The organism is Pseudomonas sp. G3-39 (genome assembly GCF_054790485.1).
The window spans coordinates 3,600,840-3,626,941 of record NZ_CP186497.1 but is presented as its reverse complement, the minus strand read 5'-3'; the positions used below and the strand labels follow the sequence as shown (position 1 = coordinate 3,626,941).

At 61.6% G+C, this 26,102-nt stretch carries 23 protein-coding genes; 12 read left to right on the top strand and 11 right to left on the bottom strand.

All coding sequences use genetic code 11. The annotated features are described in order from the left end of the window. Positions 1-85 precede the first annotated feature (85 nt). Together ACOYXG_RS16000 and moaA are read right to left on the bottom strand one after the other, a co-directional pair. Positions 86-985 (bottom strand): bestrophin family protein, encoded by a 900-nt coding sequence (locus ACOYXG_RS16000; protein WP_183780640.1) that lies wholly within the window; start codon positions 983-985, stop codon positions 86-88. A gap of 35 nt (positions 986-1,020) precedes the next feature. Further along, entirely contained in the window at positions 1,021-2,019 is a 999-nt protein-coding gene (gene moaA, locus ACOYXG_RS15995) for a GTP 3',8-cyclase MoaA (RefSeq protein ID WP_096796449.1), read from the bottom strand. Positions 2,020-2,376: 357 nt separating this feature from the next. Here moaA and ACOYXG_RS15990 point away from each other — a divergent pair, with 357 nt between their 5' ends. The 4 genes from ACOYXG_RS15990 to ACOYXG_RS15975 all read left to right on the top strand — a co-directional run bounded on the left by ACOYXG_RS15990 (position 2,377) and on the right by ACOYXG_RS15975 (position 7,374). After that, a complete protein-coding gene (locus tag ACOYXG_RS15990; protein ID WP_027611713.1) occupies positions 2,377-4,701 on the top strand; it encodes an FdhF/YdeP family oxidoreductase in 2,325 nt (774 codons plus the stop codon). Between the two features lie 107 nt (positions 4,702-4,808). Next, positions 4,809-6,212, top strand: a complete 1,404-nt coding sequence (locus ACOYXG_RS15985; RefSeq protein ID WP_095136770.1) for a cytochrome ubiquinol oxidase subunit I — start codon at positions 4,809-4,811, stop codon at positions 6,210-6,212. Between the two features lie 3 nt (positions 6,213-6,215). Then, a complete protein-coding gene (cydB, locus tag ACOYXG_RS15980) occupies positions 6,216-7,232 on the top strand; it encodes a cytochrome d ubiquinol oxidase subunit II (RefSeq protein WP_115989476.1) in 1,017 nt (338 codons plus the stop codon). Beyond that, positions 7,219-7,374: a DUF2474 family protein gene (locus ACOYXG_RS15975; protein ID WP_098964444.1), complete on the top strand. Its 156-nt coding sequence runs from the start codon at positions 7,219-7,221 to the stop codon at positions 7,372-7,374. The genes cydB and ACOYXG_RS15975 overlap by 14 nt, the downstream gene beginning before the upstream one ends. 896 nt (positions 7,375-8,270) lie before the next feature. Here ACOYXG_RS15975 and ACOYXG_RS15970 read toward each other — a convergent pair. Next, on the bottom strand, positions 8,271-9,122 hold the full coding sequence (locus ACOYXG_RS15970; RefSeq protein WP_460352739.1) for a CAP domain-containing protein: 852 nt from the start codon (positions 9,120-9,122) through the stop codon (positions 8,271-8,273). Between the two features lie 199 nt (positions 9,123-9,321). Here ACOYXG_RS15970 and ACOYXG_RS15965 point away from each other — a divergent pair, with 199 nt between their 5' ends. Beyond that, on the top strand, positions 9,322-9,942 hold the full coding sequence (locus ACOYXG_RS15965) for a cell wall hydrolase (protein ID WP_460352737.1): 621 nt from the start codon (positions 9,322-9,324) through the stop codon (positions 9,940-9,942). Here ACOYXG_RS15965 and ACOYXG_RS15960 read toward each other — a convergent pair. After that, on the bottom strand, positions 9,939-10,826 hold the full coding sequence (locus tag ACOYXG_RS15960) for a LysR family transcriptional regulator (protein ID WP_027611719.1): 888 nt from the start codon (positions 10,824-10,826) through the stop codon (positions 9,939-9,941). The genes ACOYXG_RS15965 and ACOYXG_RS15960 overlap by 4 nt on opposite strands. 103 nt (positions 10,827-10,929) lie before the next feature. On the opposite strand from ACOYXG_RS15960, the gene ACOYXG_RS15955 reads away from it, so the two are divergent. After that, the gene (locus ACOYXG_RS15955; RefSeq protein ID WP_460352734.1) at positions 10,930-12,318 is read left to right on the top strand and encodes an MFS transporter; all 1,389 of its coding nucleotides are present in this window, start codon (positions 10,930-10,932) and stop codon (positions 12,316-12,318) included. On the opposite strand, the gene ACOYXG_RS15950 is transcribed toward ACOYXG_RS15955, so the two are convergent. Beyond that, on the bottom strand, positions 12,266-12,979 hold the full coding sequence (locus tag ACOYXG_RS15950) for a murein L,D-transpeptidase catalytic domain family protein (RefSeq protein WP_027611721.1): 714 nt from the start codon (positions 12,977-12,979) through the stop codon (positions 12,266-12,268). The genes ACOYXG_RS15955 and ACOYXG_RS15950 overlap by 53 nt on opposite strands. 150 nt (positions 12,980-13,129) lie before the next feature. Between ACOYXG_RS15950 and ACOYXG_RS15945 the strand changes: the two genes are divergently transcribed. From ACOYXG_RS15945 to ACOYXG_RS15935, 3 genes are all read left to right on the top strand, one after another. Next, positions 13,130-14,746, top strand: a complete 1,617-nt coding sequence (locus ACOYXG_RS15945; protein WP_460352732.1) for a L,D-transpeptidase family protein — start codon at positions 13,130-13,132, stop codon at positions 14,744-14,746. Positions 14,747-14,942: 196 nt separating this feature from the next. Further along, positions 14,943-15,851 (top strand): glutaminase B, encoded by a 909-nt coding sequence (gene glsB, locus ACOYXG_RS15940; RefSeq protein ID WP_027611723.1) that lies wholly within the window; start codon positions 14,943-14,945, stop codon positions 15,849-15,851. A gap of 191 nt (positions 15,852-16,042) precedes the next feature. Next, complete coding sequence (locus tag ACOYXG_RS15935) at positions 16,043-17,545, top strand: aldehyde dehydrogenase family protein (RefSeq protein ID WP_460352729.1); 1,503 nt, start codon at positions 16,043-16,045, stop codon at positions 17,543-17,545. 155 nt (positions 17,546-17,700) lie between these two features. Here the strand turns inward: ACOYXG_RS15935 and ACOYXG_RS15930 are convergent, their stop codons facing one another. From ACOYXG_RS15930 to cynS, 3 genes are all read right to left on the bottom strand, one after another. Next, complete coding sequence (locus ACOYXG_RS15930; protein WP_460352727.1) at positions 17,701-18,360, bottom strand: carbonic anhydrase; 660 nt, start codon at positions 18,358-18,360, stop codon at positions 17,701-17,703. A gap of 12 nt (positions 18,361-18,372) precedes the next feature. After that, positions 18,373-18,609, bottom strand: a complete 237-nt coding sequence (locus ACOYXG_RS15925; RefSeq protein WP_096796353.1) for a DUF2790 domain-containing protein — start codon at positions 18,607-18,609, stop codon at positions 18,373-18,375. Between the two features lie 83 nt (positions 18,610-18,692). Beyond that, positions 18,693-19,160, bottom strand: coding sequence for a cyanase (gene cynS, locus ACOYXG_RS15920; RefSeq protein WP_097090280.1), 468 nt, complete (start codon positions 19,158-19,160; stop codon positions 18,693-18,695). Between the two features lie 119 nt (positions 19,161-19,279). Here cynS and cynR point away from each other — a divergent pair, with 119 nt between their 5' ends. After that, positions 19,280-20,158 carry a transcriptional regulator CynR gene (gene cynR, locus ACOYXG_RS15915; RefSeq protein WP_460352725.1) on the top strand — a complete coding sequence of 293 codons (879 nt, stop codon included), beginning with the start codon at positions 19,280-19,282 and terminating at the stop codon, positions 20,156-20,158. 186 nt (positions 20,159-20,344) lie between these two features. Here the strand turns inward: cynR and ACOYXG_RS15910 are convergent, their stop codons facing one another. From ACOYXG_RS15910 to ACOYXG_RS15900, 3 genes are all read right to left on the bottom strand, one after another. Then, positions 20,345-20,674 (bottom strand): hypothetical protein, encoded by a 330-nt coding sequence (locus ACOYXG_RS15910; protein ID WP_007966852.1) that lies wholly within the window; start codon positions 20,672-20,674, stop codon positions 20,345-20,347. 510 nt (positions 20,675-21,184) lie between these two features. Next, positions 21,185-21,688, bottom strand: a complete 504-nt coding sequence (locus tag ACOYXG_RS15905; RefSeq protein WP_460352722.1) for a GNAT family N-acetyltransferase — start codon at positions 21,686-21,688, stop codon at positions 21,185-21,187. 177 nt (positions 21,689-21,865) lie between these two features. Beyond that, on the bottom strand, positions 21,866-23,797 hold the full coding sequence (locus ACOYXG_RS15900; protein WP_460352720.1) for a DNA topoisomerase III: 1,932 nt from the start codon (positions 23,795-23,797) through the stop codon (positions 21,866-21,868). Positions 23,798-24,076: 279 nt separating this feature from the next. Between ACOYXG_RS15900 and ACOYXG_RS15895 the strand changes: the two genes are divergently transcribed. Both ACOYXG_RS15895 and ACOYXG_RS15890 read left to right on the top strand, forming a co-directional pair. After that, on the top strand, positions 24,077-25,483 hold the full coding sequence (locus tag ACOYXG_RS15895) for a serralysin family metalloprotease (protein ID WP_097090284.1): 1,407 nt from the start codon (positions 24,077-24,079) through the stop codon (positions 25,481-25,483). 151 nt (positions 25,484-25,634) lie between these two features. Then, on the top strand, positions 25,635-26,003 hold the full coding sequence (locus ACOYXG_RS15890; protein ID WP_103368892.1) for a DUF427 domain-containing protein: 369 nt from the start codon (positions 25,635-25,637) through the stop codon (positions 26,001-26,003). Positions 26,004-26,102 lie beyond the last annotated feature (99 nt).

The following is a 26,102-nucleotide window of genomic DNA, read 5'->3' as shown; positions in this document are numbered from 1 at the left end:
TCTTCGCGAGCAGGCTCGCTCCCACATTCGGATGTGTGATGATCAGCCATTCTGCGGGGTGTACCTGGAACCTGTAGGAGCGAGCTCAGCTCAGCACATAGTCCACCGGCAGCAACATCGGCGGCAGGTCGGTTTCGCCCAGTTCGCTGAGAATGTCACGCTCGATGGTGCGCACCAGCGAGTCGGTCGCCAAATCGTTTTCATCGCGGCCGAACGGGTCTTCCAGCTCATCGGCAATCGCATCCAGACCAAAGAACGTGTAGCTGACAATCGCCGTGAACAGCGGGGTCAGCCAGCCCAACGGTTCGGCCATGGCGAACGGCAGCAGGACGCAGAACAGGTAGATCGTGCGGTGCAGCAGCAAGGTGTAGGGGAAGGGCAGAGGGGTGTTTTTGATCCGCTCGCACACCGCTTGTGCCTGAGTCAGGCTGGTCAGGTGATTGGCCAGCAGCATGTAGCGCCACTCGCTCAGTTCACCGCTTTGATGCAGATCCGAACATTGCTGGCCGACCTGCTGCAGAATCCGCCCGCTGTAGTCCGGCACCTGCGCATCGTGTTGCGGGGTGATCCACTTGCTGCTGGCCGCCGCTTCGCTTTCCCGGCGCAACCGCGCGTTCAACGCATGAGCAAACCCGCAGAGGTTGAGCAGCAACGGCTTGCGCTGCGCCGATTCTCGGATGACATGGGTTTCGCGAATTACCGAACGAATGTGCACCAGCACATCGCCCCAGGCCTTGCGCGCTTCATACCAGCGGTCGTAGCAGGCGTTGTTGCGAAAATTCATGAAGATCGACAGTGACAGCCCGAGCAGGGTGAACGGCGTGGCGTTGACCTTGGTGAAGTTGCTCGGGTGGAGCATTTCAATCAGCACGATGGCAGAAGCCAGCAGGGTGACCATCAAGGTGCGCAGGGCGATACGTTTGGCGATCGAACCCTTCAGGGTGAAGAGGATGGCGAATTGGTTGACCTTGGGTCTGATGATCATGCTGGGCGATCCCGGTTACGCAGGGTGAGGGCGGCTCAGCCGCCGGTCATGTTCATGAAGCGCACGACCTGAACGTCGTCGTTCACTTCGAAATTGTGCCGATACGGCTTGAGTTTCATCGCTTCGATGATGGCCTTCTCCAGCCGCTCTGGTTGCCCCGGATGAGCGCGCAGCACGGCTTTGAGATCCACCGAATGCTCGTTACCCAGACACAGTAGCAGGCGCCCCTCGACAGTCAGCCGCACCCGGTTGCAAGTACCGCAGAAATTGTGGCTGTGCGGCGAGATAAAGCCCAGACGAATATCCGGCGCCTCGGCCAGCCGCCAGTAGCGCGACGGGCCCTGGGTCGACTCGGCGGAGTCGATCAGGGTGTAGCGCTCGGCGATTTTTTCGCGCACCTGGGCGCTGGAGAAAAACGACTCGGCGCGGCTGTGTTCGCTGATGATCCCCAGCGGCATTTCCTCGATGAAGGAGACGTCGAGCTGGCGGTCGATGGCAAAGCTCACCAGATCGTTGATCTCCTGATCGTTGCGCCCCTGCATCACCACCACGTTGAGTTTGGTTCGGGTGAAACCGGCCTTGCGCGCCGCATCGATGCCGCTGATCACCTGTGCCAGATCACCGGTGCGGGTCATTTGCTTGAAACGATCCGGGTCGAGGCTGTCGAGGCTGATGTTCAGTCGCTTGACCCCGGCGTCGAACAGCGGCGCGGCGAGTTTGCCCAGCTGCGAGCCATTGGTGGTCATGCACAGTTCACGCAGGCCGGGCAGGGCGGCGATCTGCTCGCACAGCTTGACCACGCCCGGACGAATCAGCGGCTCGCCGCCGGTCAGGCGAATCTTGCGCGTGCCCAGCGCCACGAAGCTCTGCGCCAGTTGATAGATCTCCTCCAGCGTCAGCACTTGCTGGCGCGGCAGAAACTGCATGTCCTCGGCCATGCAATACACGCAGCGGAAGTCGCAGCGGTCGGTGACCGACATGCGCAGATAGTCGACGCGGCGGTTGTAACCATCGATCAAGACACGCTCTGACATGACAGCCTCGCAGAAGTGGGAAGTCCGCATGGACGGAACCGGTTAGCGCAGATTATGGGCAACTTCAGATCTCGTCCAATCACTGTTTATGACTGCTTGATTGAGCGCGTCGATGATCAATTATTTTCTCTGGAAAGTTACCGCTTTAGTTTCGCAACACCGCGTAAATAAAGGGTTTTTCGCCGTGATAGAGGGTTTCGATAATGTGGTCATAAATAGCAATTAGACAATGTTTTGTAACGGTTCATATCCTTGCTCCGGCAACTGAAACGACCACTTTATTGCTGTGCAAAGTCGGCCGTCGCTGTTTAACCAAGATCAGGTTCATGCCTGTGTGCATCGTCATGGAGATGTCCCATGTCACAAGTCGACCGTTACAAACCTTACAAGGGTGCCGCTGCCGGTTGGGGGGCTGTGATCAGCCTGACCAAAAGCTGGCTGGGCAGTGAAAACGCCCTGAAAAACATCCGCGCCATGCTCAAGACCAACCAGAACGGCGGCTTCGACTGCCCGGGCTGTGCGTGGGGTGAAGCGCCCGGTGCGAGCATGCTCAAGTTCTGCGAGAACGGCGCCAAAGCGGTGAACTGGGAGGCTACCGGGCGTTTGGTCGACCCGGCGTTCTTCAACAAGTACACGGTATCGAGCCTGGCCGAGCAGAGCGACTACTGGCTGGAATATCAGGGCCGGCTGACCCACCCGATGCGTTACGACGCGCGGGTCGACCGCTATGTGGAAACCACCTGGGAAGATGCGTTCGCGCTGATCGCCGAACATCTCAAGGGCCTGAAATCGCCGCACGAGGCCGAGTTCTATACCTCGGGCCGGGCCAGCAACGAAGCGGCGTTTCTCTATCAGTTGTTCGTCCGCGCCTACGGCACCAACAACTTTCCCGATTGCTCGAACATGTGCCACGAAGCCAGTGCGGTGAGCATGGGCGAGACGCTGGGCGTGGGCAAGGGCACCGTGGTCTACGAGGATCTGCATCATGCCGACGCGATTTTCGTCATCGGCCAGAACCCCGGCACCAACCACCCACGCATGCTCGAACCGCTGCGTGAAGCGGTGAAACGCGGCGCGCAGGTGGTGTGCATCAACCCGCTGAAAGAACGTGGCCTGGAACGTTTCCAGAACCCGCAGAACCCGCTCGAGATGCTCAGCAACGGTTGGGAAGCGACCAACACCGCGTACTTCCGCCCGGCGCTGGGTGGCGACATGGCGATGATTCGCGGCATGGTCAAATTCCTTCTGCAGTGGGAGCGTGAAGCCCAGGCCAGCGGTGGCGAACCGGTGTTCGACCATGCGTTTATCGCCGAGCACACCTCGGGTCTGGACAGCTACCTGGCAGAAGTCGACGCCACGACTTGGGAGCACATCCTCGAGCAGTCCGGCGTGCCGTTGCACGACATCGAACTGGCGGCGCGCATGTATGGCCGCGCCAAAAGCGTGATCATGTGCTGGGCCATGGGCCTGACCCAACATGTGCACTCGGTGCCGACCCTGCAGGAAGTCATCAATCTGCAATTGCTGCGCGGCAACGTTGGCCGTCCGGGCGCCGGTCTGTCGCCGGTGCGCGGGCACAGCAACGTGCAGGGCGACCGCACCATGGGCATCAATGAACTGGCGCCGAAGGAGCTGATGGACGCGCTGGAAAAACGCTTCAACTTCAAAGTGCCGCGCATGCACGGGCACAACACGGTGATGGCGATCGGTGCGATGGAGCGTGGCGAAGCCAAAGTGTTTATCGGTCTGGGCGGCAACTTCGCTCAAGCCACGCCGGACACCCCGCGCACTCACGAAGCGATGCGCAAACTCGACCTGACCGTGCACATTTCGACCAAGCTCAACCGCAGCCATCTGGTCACCGGACGCGACGCATTGATCCTGCCGTGCCTCGGTCGCACCGACATCGACATTCAGGCCGAAGGCCCGCAAGGCGTGACCGTGGAAGACACCTTCAGCATGGTGCATTTGTCGTTCGGTCAGTTGAAACCGAAGTCGGCGCACTTGAAGTCCGAGCCGGCGATCATTGCCGGGATTGCCGCCGCGACCTTGGGCAAGCATCCAATCGACTGGGAGTGGGCGGTGGGCGATTACGGACGCATCCGCAACCTGATCGGCGACGTGATTCCGGGCTTCGAAAACTTCAACGAAAAACTGCTGACCCCGGGTGGCTTCCACCTTGGCAACGACGCCTCGGATCGGGTCTGGAACACCGAGTCGGGCAAAGCCCAGTTCACCCCGTGCGTGCTGCCGGAACACCTGATCAGCGAAGGCGTGCGCAACCTGCCGGTCAAGCCGGATCTGATCCTGCAGACCATGCGCTCCCACGACCAGTACAACACCACGCTGTACGGGCTCGACGACCGTTATCGCGGGGTCTATGGCATGCGCGACGTGATCTTCGCCAACGAACAGGATATCCAGCGTCTCGGTTTCGAACCGGGGCAGAAGGTCGATCTGGTGGCGCTGTGGGATGACGAGCGCGAGCGTCGGGTCAGCGGGTTCACCCTGATCGCCTACGACATTCCGCCCGGTCAGGCGGCGGCGTACTACCCGGAAACCAACCCGCTGGTGCCGCTGGAAAGCTATGGCGACCGGACCTACACGCCGACCTCGAAATTCGTCGCGATTCGCCTCGAAGCGGCCAAGGTCAGCAACCTGATCCCGTCATCGCTGGCCTGACCCGCTACCTATAAAAATTCATAGCAATTTGACTGGCTGCAGGCGTTCGCGCCTGGCGGTGGCCCGGCGACGTGCTGCCGCTTTTCAGCCTGGATGAGGACATCATCATGCTCAACATGGAGGCACTGGACCTGGCGCGAATTCAATTCGCGTTCACGGTTTCGTTCCACATTATCTTCCCGGCGATCACCATCGGCCTGGCGAGTTTCCTCGCGGTACTTGAAGGCCTGTGGCTGAAAACCCGTGACGACACCTACCGCGATCTCTACCACTTCTGGTCGAAGATCTTTGCCGTCAACTTCGGCATGGGCGTGGTCTCGGGGCTGGTCATGGCGTACCAGTTCGGCACTAACTGGAGCGGCTTTTCCGACTTCGCCGGGAGCATCACCGGGCCGTTGCTGACCTATGAAGTGCTGACGGCGTTCTTCCTTGAGGCCGGTTTCCTCGGGGTCATGCTGTTCGGCTGGAACCGCGTCGGCCGTGGCTTGCACTTCTTCGCCACGGTGATGGTCGCTATCGGCACGCTGATTTCAACGTTCTGGATTCTCGCGTCCAACAGCTGGATGCAGACGCCGCAGGGCTTTGAAATTGTCGACGGTCGGGTGATGCCGCTGGACTGGCTGGCGATCGTGTTCAACCCGTCGTTTCCGTTCCGTCTGGCGCACATGGCGATCGCCGCGTTCGTCGCCACGGCCTTCTTCGTTGGCTCGTCGGCGGCCTGGCATTTGCTGCGCGGCAACAATACCGCGCCGGTGCGCAGGATGTTTTCCATGGCGTTGTGGATGGCGCTGATCGTGGCACCGATTCAGGCGGTGGTCGGTGACGCCCATGGCTTGAACACCCTGGAGCATCAACCGGCAAAAATCGCCGCCATCGAAGGCCACTGGGAAAACGCCGACAACGGCCCGACGCCGCTGGTGCTGTTCGGCATCCCCGACATGCAGGCGGAGAAGACCAAGTACGCGCTGGAAATCCCGTACCTCGGCAGCCTGATCCTGACCCACAGCCTCGACAAGCAGATCCCGGCGCTCAAGAGCTTCCCGAAAGAGGATCGGCCGAACTCGACCATCATCTTCTGGAGCTTCCGCGTGATGGCCGGGCTGGGCATGTTGATGATCCTCGTCGGTGTGCTCGGTCTGGCGCTGCGCCGTGGCGGCAAGCTCTATCAGCATCGCGGCTTCCAGCGTCTGGTGTTGCTGATGGGGCCGAGCGGGTTGATCGCGTTGCTGGCCGGCTGGATCACTACCGAAGTCGGGCGTCAGCCGTGGGTGGTTTACGGCCTGATGCGCACCCATGACGCCGCGTCGCACCACTCGGTGGCGCAGATGAGCACCTCGCTGTTGCTGTTCGTGGTGATCTACTGCTCGGTGTTCACCGTGGGCATCGGCTACATGATGAAACTGGTGCGCAAGGGCCCGCAGCCCCATCACGAACATCCGCCGGAGGGCGATCAGTTGCAGACTCCGCGCCGGCCCATTTCGGCGGCTACCGCCCCGATGAAGGAGCATTGAGTCATGGGTATTCAAGGTATCGATCTCTCGTTGATCTGGGGTGTGATCATCGCCTTCGGGGTGATGATGTACGTGATCATGGACGGCTTCGATCTGGGCTTGGGGATCCTGTTTCCGCTGATCCCGGATGAGCAGGAGCGCGACGTGATGATGAATACTGTCGCCCCGGTGTGGGACGGCAACGAAACCTGGCTGGTGCTCGGTGGTGCGGCGTTGTATGGCGCGTTTCCACTGGCCTACGGGGTGATTCTGGAGGCGCTGTACCTGCCGCTGATCCTGATGCTCTGCGGGCTGATTTTCCGTGGCGTGGCGTTCGAGTTTCGCTTCAAGTCGTCAGCGCAAAAGCGTCACTGGTGGGACAAGGCGTTCATCGGCGGTTCGCTGCTGGCGACGTTCTCCCAGGGTGTGGCGATCGGCGCCTACGTGTCGGGCATTCCCGTGGTGAATCGGCAGTTTGCCGGTGGCGGCCTGGACTGGCTGGCGCCGTTTCCGCTGGTATGCGGCCTCGGTCTGGTGGTGGCTTATGCGCTGCTGGGCAGCACCTGGTTGCTGGTCAAGACCGAAGGCATGCTCGAGTCGCGGATGCGTCTGTTCACTCGGCCATTGGCGTGGTTGCTGCTGGCGATGGTGGTGGTGATTGGCGTCTGGACCCTGCAGTTGCACCCGGAACTGGCTACGCGCTGGTCCAGTCATGGGCACTTGATGGTGTTCGCCGGGTTGGTGGTGCTGGCGCTGCTGGCGTTGTTCGGGCTGCTGCGCACCTTGCGTCAGCGTCACACCCACTGGCCGTTCGTGTTCACTCTGGTGTTGATGCTGCTCGGTTACATCGGCCTGGCGCTGAGCATCTGGCCAAACATCATCCCGCCATCGGTGAGCCTGTGGGCGGCGGCGTCTCCGCCTTCGAGCCAGTTGTTCGCCCTGATCGGCGCACTGTTCATCCTGCCGGTGATCCTGATGTATACCTTCTGGAGCTACTACGTATTCCGCGGCAAAGTGAGGATTGGCGATGGCTACCATTGATTCGCGTGAGGTCAGATCCTCCCGCTGGTACCAGCGTCTGGGCTGGTTGTTGCTGATCTGGTTCGGCAGCGTGGTATCGCTCGCGGTAGTGGCGAGTGTGCTGAAACTGGCGATGTATGCAGCGGGGATGAGAACCCACTGACAACAGAAAAACCGGAGCCATGACTCCGGTTTTTTTGTACCGCCCCATCCTTCGGATGACTGATTAACCTGTGGGAGCTGGGGGTTGATTGGAGGAGGTGAGAACACTGCCAATTATTGTGGGAGCTGGCTTGCCAGCGAAGGCGATGGGTCAGCCGACATCGATGTTGACTGTGCTGGCCTCATCGCTGGCAAGCCAGCTCCCACAGGGGATGGGGGTTATTGGAAGAGGTGAGAACACTGCCAATTATTGTGGGAGCTGGCTTGCCAGCGAAGGCGATGGGTCAGACGACATCGATGGTTGACTGTGCTGGCCTCATCGCTGGCAGGCCAGCTCCCACAGGGGATGGGGGTTATTGGAAGAGGTGAGAACACTGCCAATCATTGTGGGAGCTGGCTTGCCAGCGAAGCCGATGAGTCAGTCGACATCGATGTTGACTGTGCTGGCCTCATCGCTGGCAAGCCAGCTCCCACATGGGATGGGGGTTATTGGAAGAGACGAGAACACTGCCAATCATTGTGGGAGCTGGCCTGCCAGCGAAGGCGATGGGTCAGTCGACATCGATGTTGACTGTGCTGGCCTCATCGCTGGCAAGCCAGCTCCCACAGGGGATGGGGGTTATTGGAAGAGGTGAGAACACTGCCAATCATTGTGGGAGCTGGCTTGCCAGCGAAGGCGATGGGTCAGTCGACATCGATGTTGACTGTGCTGGCCTCATCGCTGGCAAGCCAGCTCCCACAGGGGATGGGGGTTATTGGAAGAGGTGAGAACACTGCCAATCATTGTGGGAGCTGGCTTGCCAGCGAAGGCGATGGGTCAGTCGACATCGATGTTGACTGTGCTGGCCTCATCGCTGGCAAGCCAACTCCCACTGGCAACACTAGTGTTTTTGGGAGTTACTGCGCCCCAAACATCGCGGTCCAGTAAATCCCGGCGCTGCTCTTTGGATCGGTCGCGTAGGCGGCGCCGAGTTCCTTGTATTGCGGGTTCATCAGGTTGGCGCAGTGGCCGGGGCTGGCGAGCCAGCCGTCGACGACCTTGCGCACGGTGTCTTGCCCGGCGGCGATGTTTTCGCCGACCAGTTGGCCGCTGTAGCCGGCCAGTTCGGCGCGGTCTCCGGGTGTGCGGCCGTCGCGGTCCTTGTGGTCGAAGTAGTTGTTGTTGGCCATGTCGCGGCTGTGATCCTGGGAAATCGTGCCCAGGCTCGCGTTCCAGGCCAGTGGCCCGGCCGCGGCAAAGGCCTGGCCGCCGCATTGACGCGGTTGGGCGCGAGCAGCGTTGAGTTGTTCGAGCAACTTCTGGCCTTCGCTCTGCGCATCGCCGAGCTTCGCCGACAGCAGTGGTCGTGCCAGCACAATTCGCCAGTCACGATCGGCGCGGCTGACACCGACATCGACGAACTGCGGATCCAGCACCACCTGACAGAAGCTCTCCTGAATCGCCTGCATCGCCGACGCCGCATCCCGTGGGCCGTTGAGGGTGATCGCCTGCACGTTGACCATCGGGTAGCTGGCGCTGGCCATGGCCTGTTGCAGATCGACCGCACCGGCGGCCGGCAGTCTCAGCCGTGGGTCGGCCGACAGCGGTGGCAGTTCACTGGACGCCTGGCTGCCGCAACGCTGCGGTTGGCTGCGGTAGGCATTGATCGACTCGATCAGTTGCGACTCGTCGGCAGCCATGGCCGAGGCGGCCACGGCCAGCCCCACGGCCAGCGCGGCGAAACGCAAAACGGATGGCATGAAGCGCATGGAAATCTCCCTTGAGCTGAGTGCGCTCATGATGCGCGAAAGGCCCCCGGTCAGTGCAATGTCTTTTTCTTCATCGTGCGGATTTTTCTGCGGAACAATGCGCCGAAATTTGCCGTCTACACTCTCCGAAGGCCCCGGGAACCGGGCGTCTCCCCCACGAAACACCTTGCCCGGAACGGGCGCTGCCGGAAGAACAGACATGGGATTGAAATGGTTGGCTGGCTGTTTCGCATTAACCCTTATGGCCGGCGTTGTGAGCGCCACCGAACAGGCGCCGATCAAGGCCAAGGCCGAAGAGAAGGCTCAAGTGCTGGAAGAGAAGGCCGCCGACAAAGTCAGCGCGGCACCGGCACCCAAATCCGAAGCGATCACCCCCACCGAAGTGCAGGCGGTTGACCCCGCTGGCACCGCGCCGCTGGACGATCCGATCACCTGTCTGGCGCGCAGTATCTATTGGGAAGCCAAGGGCCGCGATACGCTGGAAATGGAGGCGGTGGCCAACGTGGTGATGAACCGCCTCGGCCATGACGGCTTCCCCGACACCGTGTGCGCAGTGGTCAAGCAAGGGTCGGAAACCAAGAGCTGCCAGTTTTCCTGGTGGTGCGACGGCAAGGCCGATCAGGTCAAGGAAGACGCCGAATACACTCTGGCCAAGGACATCGCCGGCAAGGCGCTCAACCGCCAGTTGCCGGATCGGACCCATGGCGCGCTGTACTTTCATGATCGCAACGTGCATCCGAGCTGGGCCAGGGAATACCGAAAGACCGCTGCGGTCGGCAAATTCCTGTTCTACAAACCGTCTGGGGGCGATGCGCGTTAAACGCAGACTTCTCGTACACAATTGCGCAACCAGCGGTGCGCCGGGTCGGCGTCCATGCGCGGGTGCCAGAGCATCGACACGCTGATCGGCGGCATCCTGAAGGGCAGGGCGAAGCTGTGCAGGCCCATGCGCAGCTTGCTGGTGTGACGCTCCGGAACCGTGGCGATCAGGTCCGATTCGCGCACCAGCGTCAGCGCCGCCGAAAAGCCGCCGAATGACGTGACGATATCCCGCGTCAGACCTGCGGCGAGCAACGCTTCGTCGACCGGGCCGCTGCTGCGCCCGCGCCGTGAGATCAGAATGTGCTGGCCGCCGGCAAAACGTTTGCTGCTGATCTTGCCCGAGCTCAACGGATGGCCCTCACGAACCACACCGATCCAGTGATCCTCAAACAGAATGCGGCTGTGCAGCGTCGGGTCGGTGCTGTCGTCGACCACGCCGGTCTCCAGATCGACCCGGCCTTCGCGCAGCGGCGTGCTGTCCTTGTCGGCTTTCTGCACAAAGCGCAGGCGCACGCCGGGTGCTTCTTCAGCGATGCGCGCGAGCAGCGCGGCGGCGAAGGTTTCGACAAAACCGTCGGTGTTGCGCAGGGTGAAGGTGCGCTGCAATTGGCCGGGATCGAGCACTTCGGCGGGACGCAACACCGCCTCGGCTTCCTGCACCAGAGCGCTGACCCGCTCACGCAATTCCAGCGCACGCGGGGTCGGCACCAGACCTCGGCCGGCGCGCACCAGCAACGGATCGCCAGTGGTTTCGCGCAGCCGGGCCAGGGCGCGGCTCATCGCTGACGGGCTCAGCCGCAGAATGTGCGCGGCGCGGGCGACGCTGCCTTCGCGCAACAACACGTCGAGGGTGATCAACAGGTTCAGATCCGGTGTGCTCATGACATGGCGTTCCGTGCAGGTATCAAGTGCAAAGCATGCGTCTTGCGCCTTGCCTTGTCGAGACGCAGGCTATGCCGTCTGACCTTTGCACCAGGAGCGCCCGATGCCCGGATCCCCCTTGCCCCCTCAAGCCCGCTGGGCGCTGACCAGTCTGGCGCTGTCGATGTTGATGCCGTCGCTGGACACCAGCATCGCCAATGCCGGATTACCGACCTTGGCTGCAGCGTTCGAGGCGACGTTTCAACAGGTGCAGTGGATCGTGCTGGCCTACCTGCTGGCGGTCACCACGTTGATTGTCAGCGTCGGGCGTCTGGGCGATGTGTTCGGGCGGCGGCGACTGCTGCTGATCGGCATCGGCATTTTTACCAGTGCTTCGCTGTGCTGTGCGCTGGCGCCGGGGCTGGGCTGGTTGATCGGCGCGCGGGCCGTGCAGGGCCTTGGCGCGGCGATCATGTTCGCCTTGACGGTGGCGCTGGTGGCGGATGCGGTGCCCAAGGCGCGGGCGGGCAGTGCGATGGGCTTGCTGGCAACCATGTCGGCCACCGGCACCAGCCTCGGGCCATCGCTGGGCGGTCTGCTGATCACGCATGTCGGCTGGCCGTCGATCTTTGTCCTCAACGTGCCGTTGGGCCTGCTCAACGCGTGGCTGGTTTATCGATATCTGCCGGCGGATCGGCCAGCGAAGTCGAGGGTCGCGTTTGACTATCTCGGCAGCGGGGTACTGGTGTTGACGCTGGCGGCCTACGCGCTGGCGATGACAGTTGATGGATTCACCCTGATGTTGTTGCTGGTCAGCCTGTGCGGAGCAGGGGTGTTTGTTGCGGTCGAGATGAAAGCCAGGGCGCCACTGATTCGTTTGTCATTGTTCGCCGATGCGCGACTGAGCAGCAGCCTGGCGCTGACGTTGCTGGTGACGACGGTGATGATGACTACGCTGGTGGTCGGGCCGTTTTACCTGAGCCGGGGCCTGGGACTGGGCAGCACCGTGGTCGGCCTGGCATTGTCGGTCGGGCCGCTGCTGGCGGCGTGCGGCGGGGTGCCGGCGGGGCGTCTGGTGGATCGCTTCGGTGCGCGGCGGGTGGTGCCGGGGGCGTTGTTCGGTTTGGCCGGTGGTTGCAGTTTGTTGGCATTGTTGCCGATGAGTCTCGGTCTGCCGGCGTATCTGCTGCCGATGGCGGTCATTGCCAGCAATTACGCGTTGTTTCAGGCGGCCAACAATAGCGGGTTGATGGCCATGGTCAGTCAGGATCAGCGCGGCGTGGTGTCGGCCCTGCTCGGGCTGTCACGCAATCTCGGACTGATCACTGGCGCGGCGTTCATGGGTGCGGTGTTTGCCTTCGCTACGGGCGACCCGACGCAAGCCCCGGCCGAGGTCATCGGCAGTGGCTTGCACAGCACGTTCGGGGTTGCGGCGGCGCTGATGGTCGTGGCCCTGATCGTCAGCTGGCGTGGGTACTCAAGATGCTCGCCACTTGCTGCGGCTGGCAGTTGAGGTACGGCGAGGACTTCAGCCAGCGCTGGTCTGGGTACCAGGAGAACATGAACTGGCCGTCCTTGAGTTTATCGATCACCTGCTTCGCCACTTGCGGGCGCACCGCCGGGCAACCCTGGCTGCGACCGATACGGCCCTGACGCTTGCTCCACAACGGATTCACGTAGTCGGCGGCGTGGATCACGATGGCGCGGTCGCGGGCCAGGTCATTGAAGCCCGGTTCCAGACCGTCCATGCGCAGCGAATAACCGTGGGTCCCCTCGTAACTTTCCTGGGTGCGGAACAGACCGAGGCTGGACTGGTAACTGCCTTCGCGGTTGGAGAACTGGGTAGCGAAATTTTCCCCGGAATTTGAACCGTGGGCGACCAGATCGCGCAGCACCAGTTTCTTTCTGTTCAGATCGAAGATCCACAGCCGGCGGGCGGTGGAGGGCTGCGAATAGTCGATGATCGCCAGGTGGCGTGAGGGTCTCGCACCATTGTTCACTGCGCATTGCATGGCGCTCAAGGCACCTTTCAGCGCTTGGGGATTGAGTTCCGGCGCGGCGTGGGCGAGGCTGGTGAAGAGCACCGGCGATGGTTTGCCGGCGGCGAAAGCTGGGCTGCTCACGACGACGAGGGTCGCGGTGGTCAGCAGAAGTCGGCGCAAATACGTCAACATTTATAAAGTGTCCTCACTTGCTACTTATTTGGCACTTTGGCTCCTGACTCCCAGTCATACCCGACAGACCCCTGTTTCGAGCCTGACTGTTCAGCGCACCTGATGTAAGGTTGACCGTCATTCAGACGGCCACGGATTGGAGTAAAGCAGTTGTTCAAAAAGTACGCATGCTACTTGAGCATTTGTTTGCTCGCTGCGCCGTTTGTCGCTTGCGCCGATGAGCCGCTGCCAGCGTTGCAGACCCTGCCGACGCCGCCGGCGGAAATGCCGCTCGAGCCGCAAAGTCCGCTGCAAGCGGTGCTGATCGGTTTACCCCAGGCGTGCCCGGCGATTGCCGCGCACCTGAGCGGCGCGGCGCTGACGCAATTGCAGGCGTTCTATCAGCAGCAGGACTGGCTGCCGGTGTGGGCCAGCGAGTCCGGGCGTTTGCCGGCCTTGCGCGCGCAGTTACAGCTGTTGGCCGATGATGGCCTCAATCCCAAGCGCTACCCGGTGGCGGCCAACCCGCCGCAGGACGGCGAGTTGTGCGCCGATATCGACATCAGCCGCTCTTATCTTCAAGCCCTGCAGGACCTGCATTACGGTCGTCTGCTGCAATCGCATTTCGAGCCGCTGTGGCATTCCGATGACACCCCGCGTGATCGTCAGGCGGAATTGCTGGCGATCGCCGTGCCCGGTCTGCAGGACATCAAGACTGCGTTCGATCTGGCGCGCCCGCGTCTGGCGCAATACCAGAGCCTGCGCCACCTCTACGCCAGCCAGCGGCTGCAGGCCTTGCCGCACTGGCAGTCGGTGGGCAACGGCCCGTTGCTGCGCCCGGCGATGGAAGACAAACGCGTGCCGGAACTGGCCCAACGCCTGTTCAACGAAGGCTATCTGACCCACGCCATCGGCACGCCCGGCAATGCCTATGAGGGTGTGCTGGTGGAAGCGGTGAAGAGCTTCCAGGCCAACCATTCGTTGCAGGCCGACGGGGTAGTCGGGCCGGGGACGATTGCCGAGCTCAACATCAGCCCGCTGACGCGCCGCGAGCAGTTGCGGGTCAACCTTGAGCGCTTCCGCTGGCTGGCGCAGGACATGGAACCCGACGGTTTGCTGGTCAACGTCGCCGCCGCTGAACTGACCCTGTATCAGGCCGGCGTGCCGGTCTGGCAGACCCGTACCCAGGTCGGTCGCGCCGAGCGGCAGACCCCGCTGCTCAAATCCCGGGTCACGCGCCTGACGCTGAACCCGACCTGGACCGTGCCGCCGACCATCTGGAAAGAAGACAAGCTGCCGGCGATCCGCAAGGACCAGACCTTCCTCAGCCGGCAGAATCTGCAGGTGCTCGACGCCCATGGTCAGCCGTTGGCCGCAGCGGATATCGACTGGGACAACCCCGGCAACATCATGCTGCGCCAGGAGGCCGGGCCGCGTAATCCGCTGGGGCAACTGGTGATCCGCTTCCCCAACCCATTCGCGGTGTACCTGCACGATACGCCGAGCAAGGCCCTGTTCGACAAAGGCCCGCGCGCCTTCAGCTCCGGCTGTGTGCGGGTCGAGCACCCGATGCAACTGCGCGACCTGTTGCTGACCCCGGCGGAACGTACGCGCACCGACACCTTGCTCGCCACCGGCAGCACCCACGAATTCCGCCTGTCGGCACCGGTTCCGATCCTGATGACCTATTGGACGGCGCAGGTCGGCAAGGATGGGCAGGTGCGTTATGCGCCGGATATCTACAGCCGCGACAGTGCGCTGCTCGCCGGTCTCGACGGCGCACACTGAATTCCAGTCATACATACAACCCTGTAGGAGTGAGCCTGCTCGCGATAGCGGTGTATCAGAAAGATCAACTTCACAAATACACCGCTATCGCGAGCAGGCTCACTCCTACAAAGGGGTTTGTGTGATTCCGCAAGCTTGCGCAGCGTCTAGCCCCAGTGTCCCCGCAATCCCATGGGGCGAGACTTCGGAACCCGGCATGCAAGCGCTGTTGAACGAGATTCTTGACGCTGTCCGGCCCTTGATCGGGCAGGGCAAAGTGGCTGACTACATTCCCGCCCTCGGCACCGTGCCGGCCAATCAGCTGGGCATCGCCGTGTATGGCAACGACGGCGAAATGTATTGCGCCGGCGACGCCGAGACGCCGTTCTCGGTGCAGAGTATTTCCAAGGTGTTCAGCCTGGTGCAGGCGATCGAGCATTCCGGTGAGGCGATCTGGGAGCGCCTGGGGCACGAGCCGTCCGGCCAGCCGTTCAACTCGCTGGTGCAACTGGAGTTCGAACGCGGGCGCCCGCGCAATCCGTTCATCAACGCCGGGGCGCTGGTGATCTGCGACATCAACCAGTCGCGTTTCGCCGCGCCAGCCCTGTCGATGCGCGACTTCGTGCGGCGCCTGTCGGGCAATCCGCAGGTGATCGTCGATGGCAAGGTCGCCGAATCCGAGTACCAGCATCGCGCCCGCAATGCGGCCATGGCGTACCTGATGCAATCGTTCGGCAACTTCCACAACGACGTCGAAGCGGTGCTGCGCAGCTACTTCAGCCACTGCGCGCTGCGCATGAACTGCATCGATCTGGCCCGCGCATTCTGCTTCCTCGCCAACGACGGTTTCTGCAAACACAGCGGCGAACAGATCCTCACTCGGCGCCAGACTCAGCAGGTCAACTCGATCATGGCCACCAGCGGCCTGTACGACGAGGCCGGCAACTTCGCTTATCGCGTCGGCTTGCCGGGCAAGAGCGGGGTTGGCGGCGGCATTGTCGCGGTGGTGCCGGGGCAGTTCAGCGTGTGCGTGTGGTCGCCGGAACTCAATGCTGCCGGTAACTCGCTGGCGGGGATGGCGGCGCTGGAGATGCTCAGTTCGCGGATTGGCTGGTCGGTGTTCTGACCCGATCTTCCAAACACTAAAAAAACCCTGTGGGAGCGAGCCTGCTCGCGAAAGCGTCGTGCCTGTCGATGCATCTCTCGCTGATCCACCGCATTCGCGAGCAGGCTCGCTCCCACAAGGGTTTTGTGTTGCCTCGGAGAGCGCAGTTCCTATACATTTTCCGGCCGCCCCTCATATGGTGAATCCGCTTCATGTCTCTTGCGCTCGAACGTCTAGTCGCTGGCACGCCGATCCCTTTCGCTGGTAACCGCGTGACCGTGGTCAGCCCCGAACTGGCGGCGCGGTTTCAGCCCGGTGACCACCTGCTGGTCGAGCAGGTGAGTGGCGAGCTGTTGCTGATTCCGGTGGTCGATCAACAAGCGGCTGCGGTGGCAATCGAGCGTGCTGAAGCGGCATTCACTGCATTGTCGGCAGTCTCCGACGAAGCCATCAGCCACTTCTTCGATCTGTTCGCGCAACGCCTGGAAACCGCGGAGTGCTGGAACCTGATCGAAGCCGCCAACCTGGCCGACATCGAACGCGCCAAGGCCCGTGGCCGCTCGACCACCCGACTGTTCGCCGACGAACGCATGCGCCGCGACATGATCGCCGGTCTGCGCGCCTGGCGGGATGCGCCGGCCACGCGCGGCAAGGTCATCAGCAGCGTCGAACACGACGGCTGGAAGGTCGAGCAAGTGGTGTCGCCGCTGGGCATCGTGGCTTTCGTGTTCGAAGGACGGCCGAACGTGTTCGCCGATGCCGCCGGTGTACTGCGCACCGGCAACACCGCGGTGCTGCGCATCGGCAGCGATGCATTGGGCACCGCGCAAGCAATCGTCACTCACGCGCTGAATCCGGCGCTGGCCGATGCCGGTCTGCCGGCGGGTGCGGTGTCGCTGGTGGAAAGCGTCAATCACGCCGCCGGTTGGGCGATGTTCGCCGACCGGCGTCTGTCGCTGGCGGTGGCCCGGGGTTCGGGCCGCGCGGTCAGCCAGTTGGGCAGCATCGCCCAGCAGGCGGGCACGGCGGTCAGCCTGCACGGCACTGGTGGCGCGTGGCTGATAGCCGATCGTCACGCCGATGCCACACGTTTTGCCGCCGTGGTGCGCAACTCGCTGGATCGCAAAGTCTGCAACACCCTGAACGTTTGCCTGATTCAACGCGATCGCGCCATCGAACTGGTGCCGCTGTTTCTCGATGCGCTGAAGCAGGCCGGCAGCGCACGCGGGCAGGGCTGCAAATTGCACATCGTCGCAGGCAGCGAAAGTTACCTGCCGGCCGAGTGGCAGAACGCGACAGTCGAGGTCTATCGCGCCGAGGGTTATCAGACCGAAGCCCTGGCCGAAGTGCTGGCGGAATCCGAATTGGGCTGCGAGTGGGAGTGGGAAGAAACCCCGGAAGTCAGCCTGATGATCGTCGACGATCTGGATCAGGCGATCGCGCTGTTCAACCGCTACAGCCCACAGTTCACGGTGTCGCTGATCAGCGAGGATGCTGCTGCGCAAGAGCGTTTTTACAACGCCGTGAACGCGCCGTTTGTGGGTAACGGGATTACCCGTTGGGTCGATGGCCAGTACGCGCTGAACAAGCCGGAACTGGGGCTTTCGAACTGGGAGAGTGGGCGCCTGTTTGCGCGCAGTGCGATCCTTTCGGGGGATGGCGTGTTCACGGTGCGTAGTCGTATGACCCAGATCGACCTCAGCGTAAAACGCTGAAAACGCCTTATCCCGATTGATGCACACCGGCCCTGTGGCGAGGGGATTTATCCCCGATGGGGCGCGAAGCGGCCCCAAGAGATCGGGCCTGCTGCGCAGTCCATCGGGGATAAATCCCCTCGCCACAAGTTCCTCTTCACCTCAGCGGACTTGTATCAGGCAACTGCGCTGGCGTTTGCCTGAATGGCACAAGTCGCCGGCTGCTCAGCCAGAGGCACAAACGTGCGGCGATCCGCCGCCAGCGCATTGATCGAGCCGGTCTCGATGTCATACACCCAGCCATGCAGATTCAGCAGGCCTTTCTCCTGGGCCAGGCGCACGCTCGGGTGGGTCTGAATATTCGCCAGTTGCGCGATCACATTTTCCCGCACCATCGAACTCAATTTCGCCGCGTCATTGGCGTGCGGCCGCGCCTCGTTCACCACTTTCGCCGACTCGGCATGTTGCAGCCAGCCGCTGACGGCGGGCAGATGATCCATGCATTTGCACTGGGCAATCGCGGTCATCGCGCCGCAATCGGAGTGGCCGCAGATCACGATGTCCGTCACCCCAAGCACCGCCACCGCGTATTCCACCGTTGCCGACACCCCGCCCGGATGCGGGCTGTAGGACGGCACGATATTGCCTGCGTTACGGATCACGAACAGCTCGCCGGGTTCTTGCTGGGTCAGCAGTTCCGGGACGACGCGGCTGTCGGAACAGGTGATGAACAAGGTGCCCGGGGTTTGAGTGGTCGCCAAGTGCTTGAACAGCTCGGTGCGTTGCGGAAACGCCTCGTTCTGGAACTTCAGAAAGCCTTCGATCAGGTTTTTCATGGTGTTGTCCTCTCAGTTCGAACAGCCGGTGCCGAATTCGCTGTATTGAAGAATGTGTTTTGCGCCGTGGCTGTCGAGGTAGGTCATCTCGACCGGTACAGCGCCGCAGACGTCGGTGACCGGGGTGATGCTCACGATTTCAGCAATATCCAGAGTCATGCCGTATCGGTAGGCAATCGCCTCTTCATCAGCCTGGGCCTGGGCGGCAAGGCCGGCGAGCAGGGTCAGGGTCAACAGAATTTTGTGCATGGGGCAGCCTCCAGGCAGATGTGGTGACGACTTGGCAATTGAGGTTTGGATGGGCCCGCACACGGGGTGCGGGCCGGGGTGGATCAGAACGGACGCAGCGGCAGGAACTTGCCGTCGAGGGTGACCACGGCGCGGGAGCCGCCCTCCGGGTCTTCGACTTTCTTGATGTCGAGCTTGAAGTTGATGGCGCTGATGATGCCGTCGCCGAACTGCTCGTGAACCAGGGCTTTGAGGGTGGTGCCGTAGATCTGGATCATCTCGTGGAAGCGGTAGATGGTCGGATCGGTCGGCACGCCGCTGAGGCTGCCGCGCAGCGGGATGATCTGCAGGGCGGCAACGGCGTCGGCGTCCAGTTCGAGTTTGTCGCCAACCACTTGCGCGGCGTCTTGTGGCAGCGGGTGCTGGCCGAGCAGGGCAGCGGTGACGTAGGCCAGGCTCAGGCCGGTGCCATCGGCAAGATCTTGCCATGACAGATTCTTGCGGGCCTTGATGTCGAGAATGCGGGTGGTCAGGGCCAGGCTGGCATCGTTATAGGCGTGGGACTGTTGCATGGTGTCACTCCTTTCAAGGTTGGCTTGCTGTGTGGGAGCCATCTTCTGCCGATTGATCCATAGCGTCCAAGACCGATATACAATGCTTCGCATAAGCACTGCCTATAGATGGTGATCCCATGCTGCTGCGACATTTGCGATATCTGCTGGCCGTTGCCGATCACGGCGGCTTCACCCGGGCGGCGGAGGCGTTGCATGTGTCGCAGCCGACCCTGTCGCAACAGATCCGCCAACTGGAAGAAAGCCTCGGGGTGAATCTGTTCGACCGCACCTCGCGCACCGTTAAACCCACCGATGCCGGTGAGGCTTACATTGAGTGTGCGCGGCGCGTGTTGGTGGAACTGGAGGCGGGCAAGCGGGCGTTGCATGACGTTAAGGATCTGTCGCGGGGGCGCTTGCGGCTGGCCATGACGCCGACGTTCATGGCCTATCTGGTCGGGCCGTTGGTACGTGATTTCGCCGCACGCTATCCGGGTATCCATCTGCAGATTTTCGAGCTGTCGATGGATGATATCGAGGCGGGGCTGGCGGACGATTCGCTGGACATCGCGATTGCCTTTACCCCGGTGCGCCACCCGGACATCGAGTGTATCCCGGCGTTTACCGAAACCCTGGGGATCATGGTCGGGCGCGAGCATCCGTTGTACGACAGCAGCGCGGTGCTGACATCGAGTGATCTTGCGCAACTGGATTTCGCCTTGCTGGCACCGGATTTCATCACCCGGTTATCGATCGATGAGTATTTCCGTCAGCAGGGGGTCACGCCACAGGTGCGGATCGAGGTGAACTCGGTAAGTACGTTGCTGGAGGTGGTGCGGCATTCGCCGATGGCGACGATGTTGCCCGAAGCGATTGCCAGCGAAGACCGGGCGTTGCGTCGCTTGAGCGTCGAGAACGAAGCGCCGCAGCGTGGGGCGGCGTTGTTGCGGCGGCAGAATAATTACCACAGTGCGGCGGCGCTGGCGTTTGTGAATCTGGTCCTGCAAACGAAAATCTGACCAACAACACAGCCCCCTGTGGGAGCGGGCTTGCTCGCGAATGCGGTGTCTCAGTTGAGGTGATGGTGACTGACCCGGCCCATTCGCGAGCAAGCCCGCTCCCACAGGATTGTGTGGTGAATTGCGGATATAAAAAGGGCCTGCTTCTGTTGGAAGCAGGCCCTTTTTATTTATTGAAGTTGTAACTCAGTAGAACCGGTCAATCACCCGAACTTCATTCTTGTTCTGCATCGAATCCCACGCCTGTTTCAGCGTCTGCAGCACATTGCCGATGAAGTCCTTGTCGGCCGCAGCTTTCTTGCCGACATAACCGTGGCCGCGGCGGTACATCTTCAGGCGGGCCAGCAGGTTCTGGTTGCTGCGGTCGAATTCTTCTTCACCAGCGTGGGGTGACAGGCAGTCGATATGCACCTGACCCGACTTGCTGATCCAGAGAATGTGGCTGTCGTGGCTGTCTTTTTGCGCAGCGAACATACGAGCCAGTTCTTCGATAGTAGGTTGATTGTTCAGATTCATGATGTTTGCCCCTTGACCAGTCTGGTGATCTTTCAAAGTTGATTCGCTAATACAGGTAGCCCATCGGTTAGTTGATCCCTGGCACCGAAACCAGGACGTCAGCGGTCGCCCGTGTGAAGTACGGGGTCATGCGTCTGTTGCATGTAGTCGTGTTGAATAACTGCTACGCAATAGCGTCACAACGAGGAGAAGCAGCGAAAACCGGGAGGCTCCTTGACGACGTTTTCAGGGTCGACCACAAGCGTCTTGAGAATTTTCGCCAGCGCTTCTCGTCCTTGTACTGGACGTTCAGGCCAGGTCAGCTCTTCAATCTGCCTTGTGGGCAGCGTGTATCCGGAAAAAACAACTCGGCGGTCAGACGAGTTTGCTCAAGCGTGTTACCGATGTTCCCGATCGGGGAACGTCTTCATCATGCAAAAGCAAAACGGTGCCGTCAACGGTTTTGTAGTGATTATTTTTGCTCACTACATATTGTCGGACAAAGCGGTTTTGGAATGAGAAAAGTTCCGTTCAGGCAACGGATGCGGGGGCGCGCAGGACGTAGAAGGTGCAGGGGTAACCGTCCACGGCGCGCTGCTGGCGGGTGACTGCGCCGCCAGTCAATTCGGGGATCAACCTGGCCCAGAAGCGCTGCGCAGGCAGGTTGGCGTCGATGTGAAAAATCTGCCATTGACCGGGCAGACGGCTCAAGAGGGCAGAGACGACAAACTGCGCGACGCCTTGGCCACGAAAACGCCGGGTGAGGAAGAAGTAGCCGATGTTGTGTTCGGCGCCGTCGATGTGGGTGTCGTTATCCACGGTCACGAAGCCGGCCAGTTCACCGTCGACGCGGATCAGGAACGGTTGGGTAGCGGGATTGCGCCAGTAATCGTCCTTCTGCTGAATGCTGAAGAAGCCGTGTTCGCCGAGTTTCAGTGGTAGCCATTGGCTGAAGTCGTACATGTAGAACTGCATGAGGTTTTCGATGGTTTGCAGTTCGTCGCGGTAGGCGGGGTGCAGTTCGATGGTGGGCATTGGGTTAACTCCCTGCGGTGATGAACCCGATAATGTGAACTCACACCTTGTGGCGAGGGGATTTATCCCCGATGGACTGCGCAGCAGTCCTCTAGTTTAAGTAAAAGCTGGGGCCGCTTCGCAGCCCATCGGGGATAAATCCCCTCACCACAGAATCCCCCACCAGAGTAAAGATCATTACTTCGTTGTGCGTTTGGCTGCCCCGGCGGTTTTACTGCGCGTCGATTTGCGTTTCTTCTTCCACGGCGCAGCAGCCTTGCCGGCCGGTGGCGGGCCGCTGATGGTCAGGCTCAGCGCAGAACAGCGGGTGACCTGCTTGCTCATCCACGCCGCCTGTTTGGTGACGAACTCTTCCAGGCTCATTTCGCCACTCTGCACCATGTCCAGCGCCTGTTCCCAGATGGCGGTAGTGCCGGGATCGGCAATCGCCCGGGGCACGGCGTCGATCAGGCTGAAGGCCGCCGGCGTCGCGGCCAGCGCCTTGCCGTTCTTCACCAGATAACCTCGATCCAGCAGACCCTGAATGATCGAAGCGCGGGTCGCTTCGGTGCCGATGCCGGTGGTGTCCTTGAGTTTCTGTTTGAGCAACGGATCTTCCACCAGTTTGGCGACGTTCTTCATCGCCTTGATCAGGTCGCCCTCGGTGTAGGGCTTCGGCGGCTGGGTCCACAGATCCTTGAGGTTCACGCCGGCCACGGCGCAATCGATACCCTGACTCAGCGCCGGCAGGGTTTGCGGGGCTGGCGCTTCACGGCCCTTGGCCGGGGCGAGGGCTTCGGGCAAGGCGCGCTTCCAGCCCGGTTCGATGATCTGCTTGCCGACGGCACGCAACGCTTCCCCGGCGCAATCGAAGTCGGCCTGGGTGCGATCGTATTCATGGTTGGGCAGAAATTGCGCCAGATAACGCGCACGAATCAGGGTATAGACCGCCCGTTGCTTGCCGCTCAGACGCTCGAGATTTTTTGCTGCCGCCGTGGGGATGATGCCGTGGTGGGCGCTGACCTTGGCGTCGTTCCACGCCCGTGAGCGGCGCTGCGGGTCGAGGTGACCGTTCAACACGTCAAGGCTCGGGTCGGCCTGACGCAGTGCCGCCAGTATCCCCGGCGCTTCACTGTGCTGGCTCAGCGGCAGAAAGCCGCAATCGCTACGCGGGTAGGTGATGACTTTGTAGGTTTCGTAGAGCGCCTGGGCGATGTCGAGGGTTTCCTGGGCGCCGAGACCGAGTTTCTTCGAGCAGACCTCCTGCAGGGTGCCCAGATCGAATGGCAGCGGTGCCACTTCACGCATGCGTTCAGTGCGCAGTTTGACCACCCGCGCACTGGCGGCGCTGTTCAGAGCGGCGGCTGCCTGCTGGGCCAGCGCCTGATTCAGGCAGCGATCCTGATCGTCGCAAGCGTCGGAGGGCGCACGCCATTGCGCGGTGAACGGCGTGCCATCGTGCAGCAGGTGCACATCGATCGCCCAATACGGCACCGGCACGAAATCGGCGATGCTGCGGTCGCGGTCCACCACCAGCCGCAGTGTCGGCGTCTGCACCCGGCCGACCGGTAGCACGCCCTGATAGCCGGACTGCCGGCCCAATAGCGTGAACAGGCGACTCATGTTCATGCCGATCAGCCAGTCGGCCCGCGAGCGCCCCAGCGCCGAGTGATACAGGCTGAAGGTTTCCGCCCCTGGCTTCAGCGCGGCCAGAGCCTTGCGGATCGATGCTTCATCCAGCGCCGACAGCCACAAGCGGCGGATCGGCCCGCGATAGCGGCAGTGCTCGACCAGTTCCCGGGCAATCATCTCGCCCTCACGGTCGGCGTCGGTGGCGATGATCAGTTCGCTGGCCTCGCCAAGCAGGCGCTTGACCGCCTTGTACTGGCTGGCGGTGCGCGGCTTGACGGTCATTTTCCATTTGTCGGGAATGATCGGCAGATCCGCCAGCACCCAGCGCTTGTAGCGCGCGTCGTAGGCATCCGGCGGCGCGGTTTCCAGCAGATGGCCGATGCACCAGGTCACTGTGACGTCCGTTCCCAGCCAGCAGCCGTCGCCCCGACGCCTGGCGCCCAGCACGGCCGCGATGTCTTTGGCCTGGGAAGGTTTTTCACAGAGGTACAGCCGCATAACCACCGTCGTCGATCAGTTCACTGGAGGTGCACAGGATGGCCGCAGTTGGCGCTCGGGGCAACTTTTATCTGTATGGATATACAGATCAAAACATTGCCGGAGATGACCGGTATTACCGGGACGTCGCGAGCGGCTATCGAGAAATCGATTGGCAAGGCAGTTGACGCCCGTGTCAGGTTCAACGGGCTTCTCAGAAACGCGAGTGACCGGACGATCTCGCCAGTGGATCGCCGTGCTCGACGCGTACTGCCAACTCTGAAACAAGGAAGTCCCACCATGGCTCAAGCCAAAGCAAAATCCAGCAGCGCCTATGACGAAGTGAACGCCTTCAGCCACCTGTACGACCGTGGCGTCGGCCTGGTGAACGGCAAACCGTCGTTCACCGCCGATCAGGCAGCCGACGAAATCCTGCGCAAAAACCTGTCGTGGCACGACAAGAACGGCGACGGCAAAATCTCCCTGACCTACACCTTCCTTACCGAGAAACCGGCAAACTACAACCCGAACCTCGGCAACTTCAGCCAGTTCAGCGCTCAGCAAAAGGCTCAAGCCATACTGGCCATGCAATCCTGGGCCGACGTGGCCAAGGTCACGTTCACTGAAGGCAAGGGCGGCGACGGCCACATGACCTTCGGCAACTACGACGTCAGCACCGGCGGCGCAGCGTTCGCCTACCTGCCGAGCGGCGGCAGCTATGACGGTCAGTCGTGGTACCTGATCAACAATCAATATCAGGTCAACAAGACCCCGGACACCAACAACTACGGGCGTCAGACCCTGACCCACGAAATCGGCCACACCCTTGGCCTGTCGCACCCGGGCGCCTACAACGCCGGCAACGGCAGCCCGACCTACAACGACGCCAAGTACGCCGAAGACACCCGTGGCTACAGCCTGATGAGCTACTGGAGCGAAGCCAACACCGACCAGAACTTCAGCAAGGACGGCAGCGGCGCCTACGCCTCGGCGCCGTTGCTCGACGATATCGTGGCGGTGCAGAAACTCTACGGCGCCAACTATGCAACCCGCGCCGATGACACCACCTACGGTTTCGGCTCCAACGCCGGCCGCGATTTCTACAGCGCAACATCGGCGGCGTCGAAAGTTGTGTTCTCAGTGTGGGACGGTGGCGGTAACGATACGCTGAACTTCTCCGGCTTCACCCAGAACCAGAAGATCAACCTCAATGAGGGTTCGTTCTCTGACGTTGGCGGGCTGGTCGGCAACGTATCGATTGCCTATGGCGTGACCGTGGAGAATGCGGTTGGCGGTTCGGGCAATGACCTGCTGATCGGCAACTCGGCCGTCAACCATCTGTTCGGCGGAGCCGGCAACGACATCCTTTACGGCGGTGGCGGCGCGGATGTGCTGTGGGGCGGCGAGGGCGCAGACACCTTCGTGTTCGGCGCAGCCAGCGATTCGACCGACAACCAGCCGGACTGGATCATGGATTTCAAGAGCGGTGTGGACAAGATCGACCTCTCGGGCATCGCTGCGTTTGCCACGGGGGCGGCGTCACTGAACTTCGTCAGCAGTTTCACCGGCCACGCGGGCGATGCGATTCTGACTTACTACGCGCAGAACGGTCAGACCGGGCTGCTGGTCGATCTGACCGGGCAGGGGCAGGTTGACTTTGCCGTGGGTGTGGTGGGGCAGGCGGTGGCGACTGATATCGTGGTTTGATGCCAGAAGAGCAGCCCTCACCCTAACCCCCTCCCGAAGGGAGAGGGTTGGGGTGAGGGACCTTGGCCGTTCGGCTGCAAAATCACCCTGGTCTGAACCTATGAGCTATACCTGAACCGGTCTCTCTGCGCCGTATTCAGGAGTAACCCCAATGAGCACCACCGGCCTCAATCCCGTCATCACCCTCGAAGAACTCCCCGGTTGCCTGCTGGTGAAATTCCACGGCATCCAGGTCGCGGCGTCCTCGCATGTGCTGGTGCTCCATGAGGCCAACTACCCGCCGGTGTACTACGTGCCCCGCGAAGACATCGACGAGAAATACTTCGCCCGCACCGACCACACCAGTTACTGCCCGTACAAGGGCGATGCGAATTACTTCAGCCTGCAAGTGCCGGGGCATGAGGGGGCGAATGCGGTGTGGACTTACGAAAATCCGAAAGTCTCGGTCGCGCCGATTCGTGACTACGTGGCGTTTTATCCGGATCAGGTGAAGTTTGAGGTGATCAAGGCTGACGCTTAGTTCCTGGAGGAAGAGATTTAATTGTGGCGAGGGGATTCATCCCCGATGGACTACGCAGTAGTCCCCTTTTTCACGGGGGGCGCTACGCACCCCATCGGG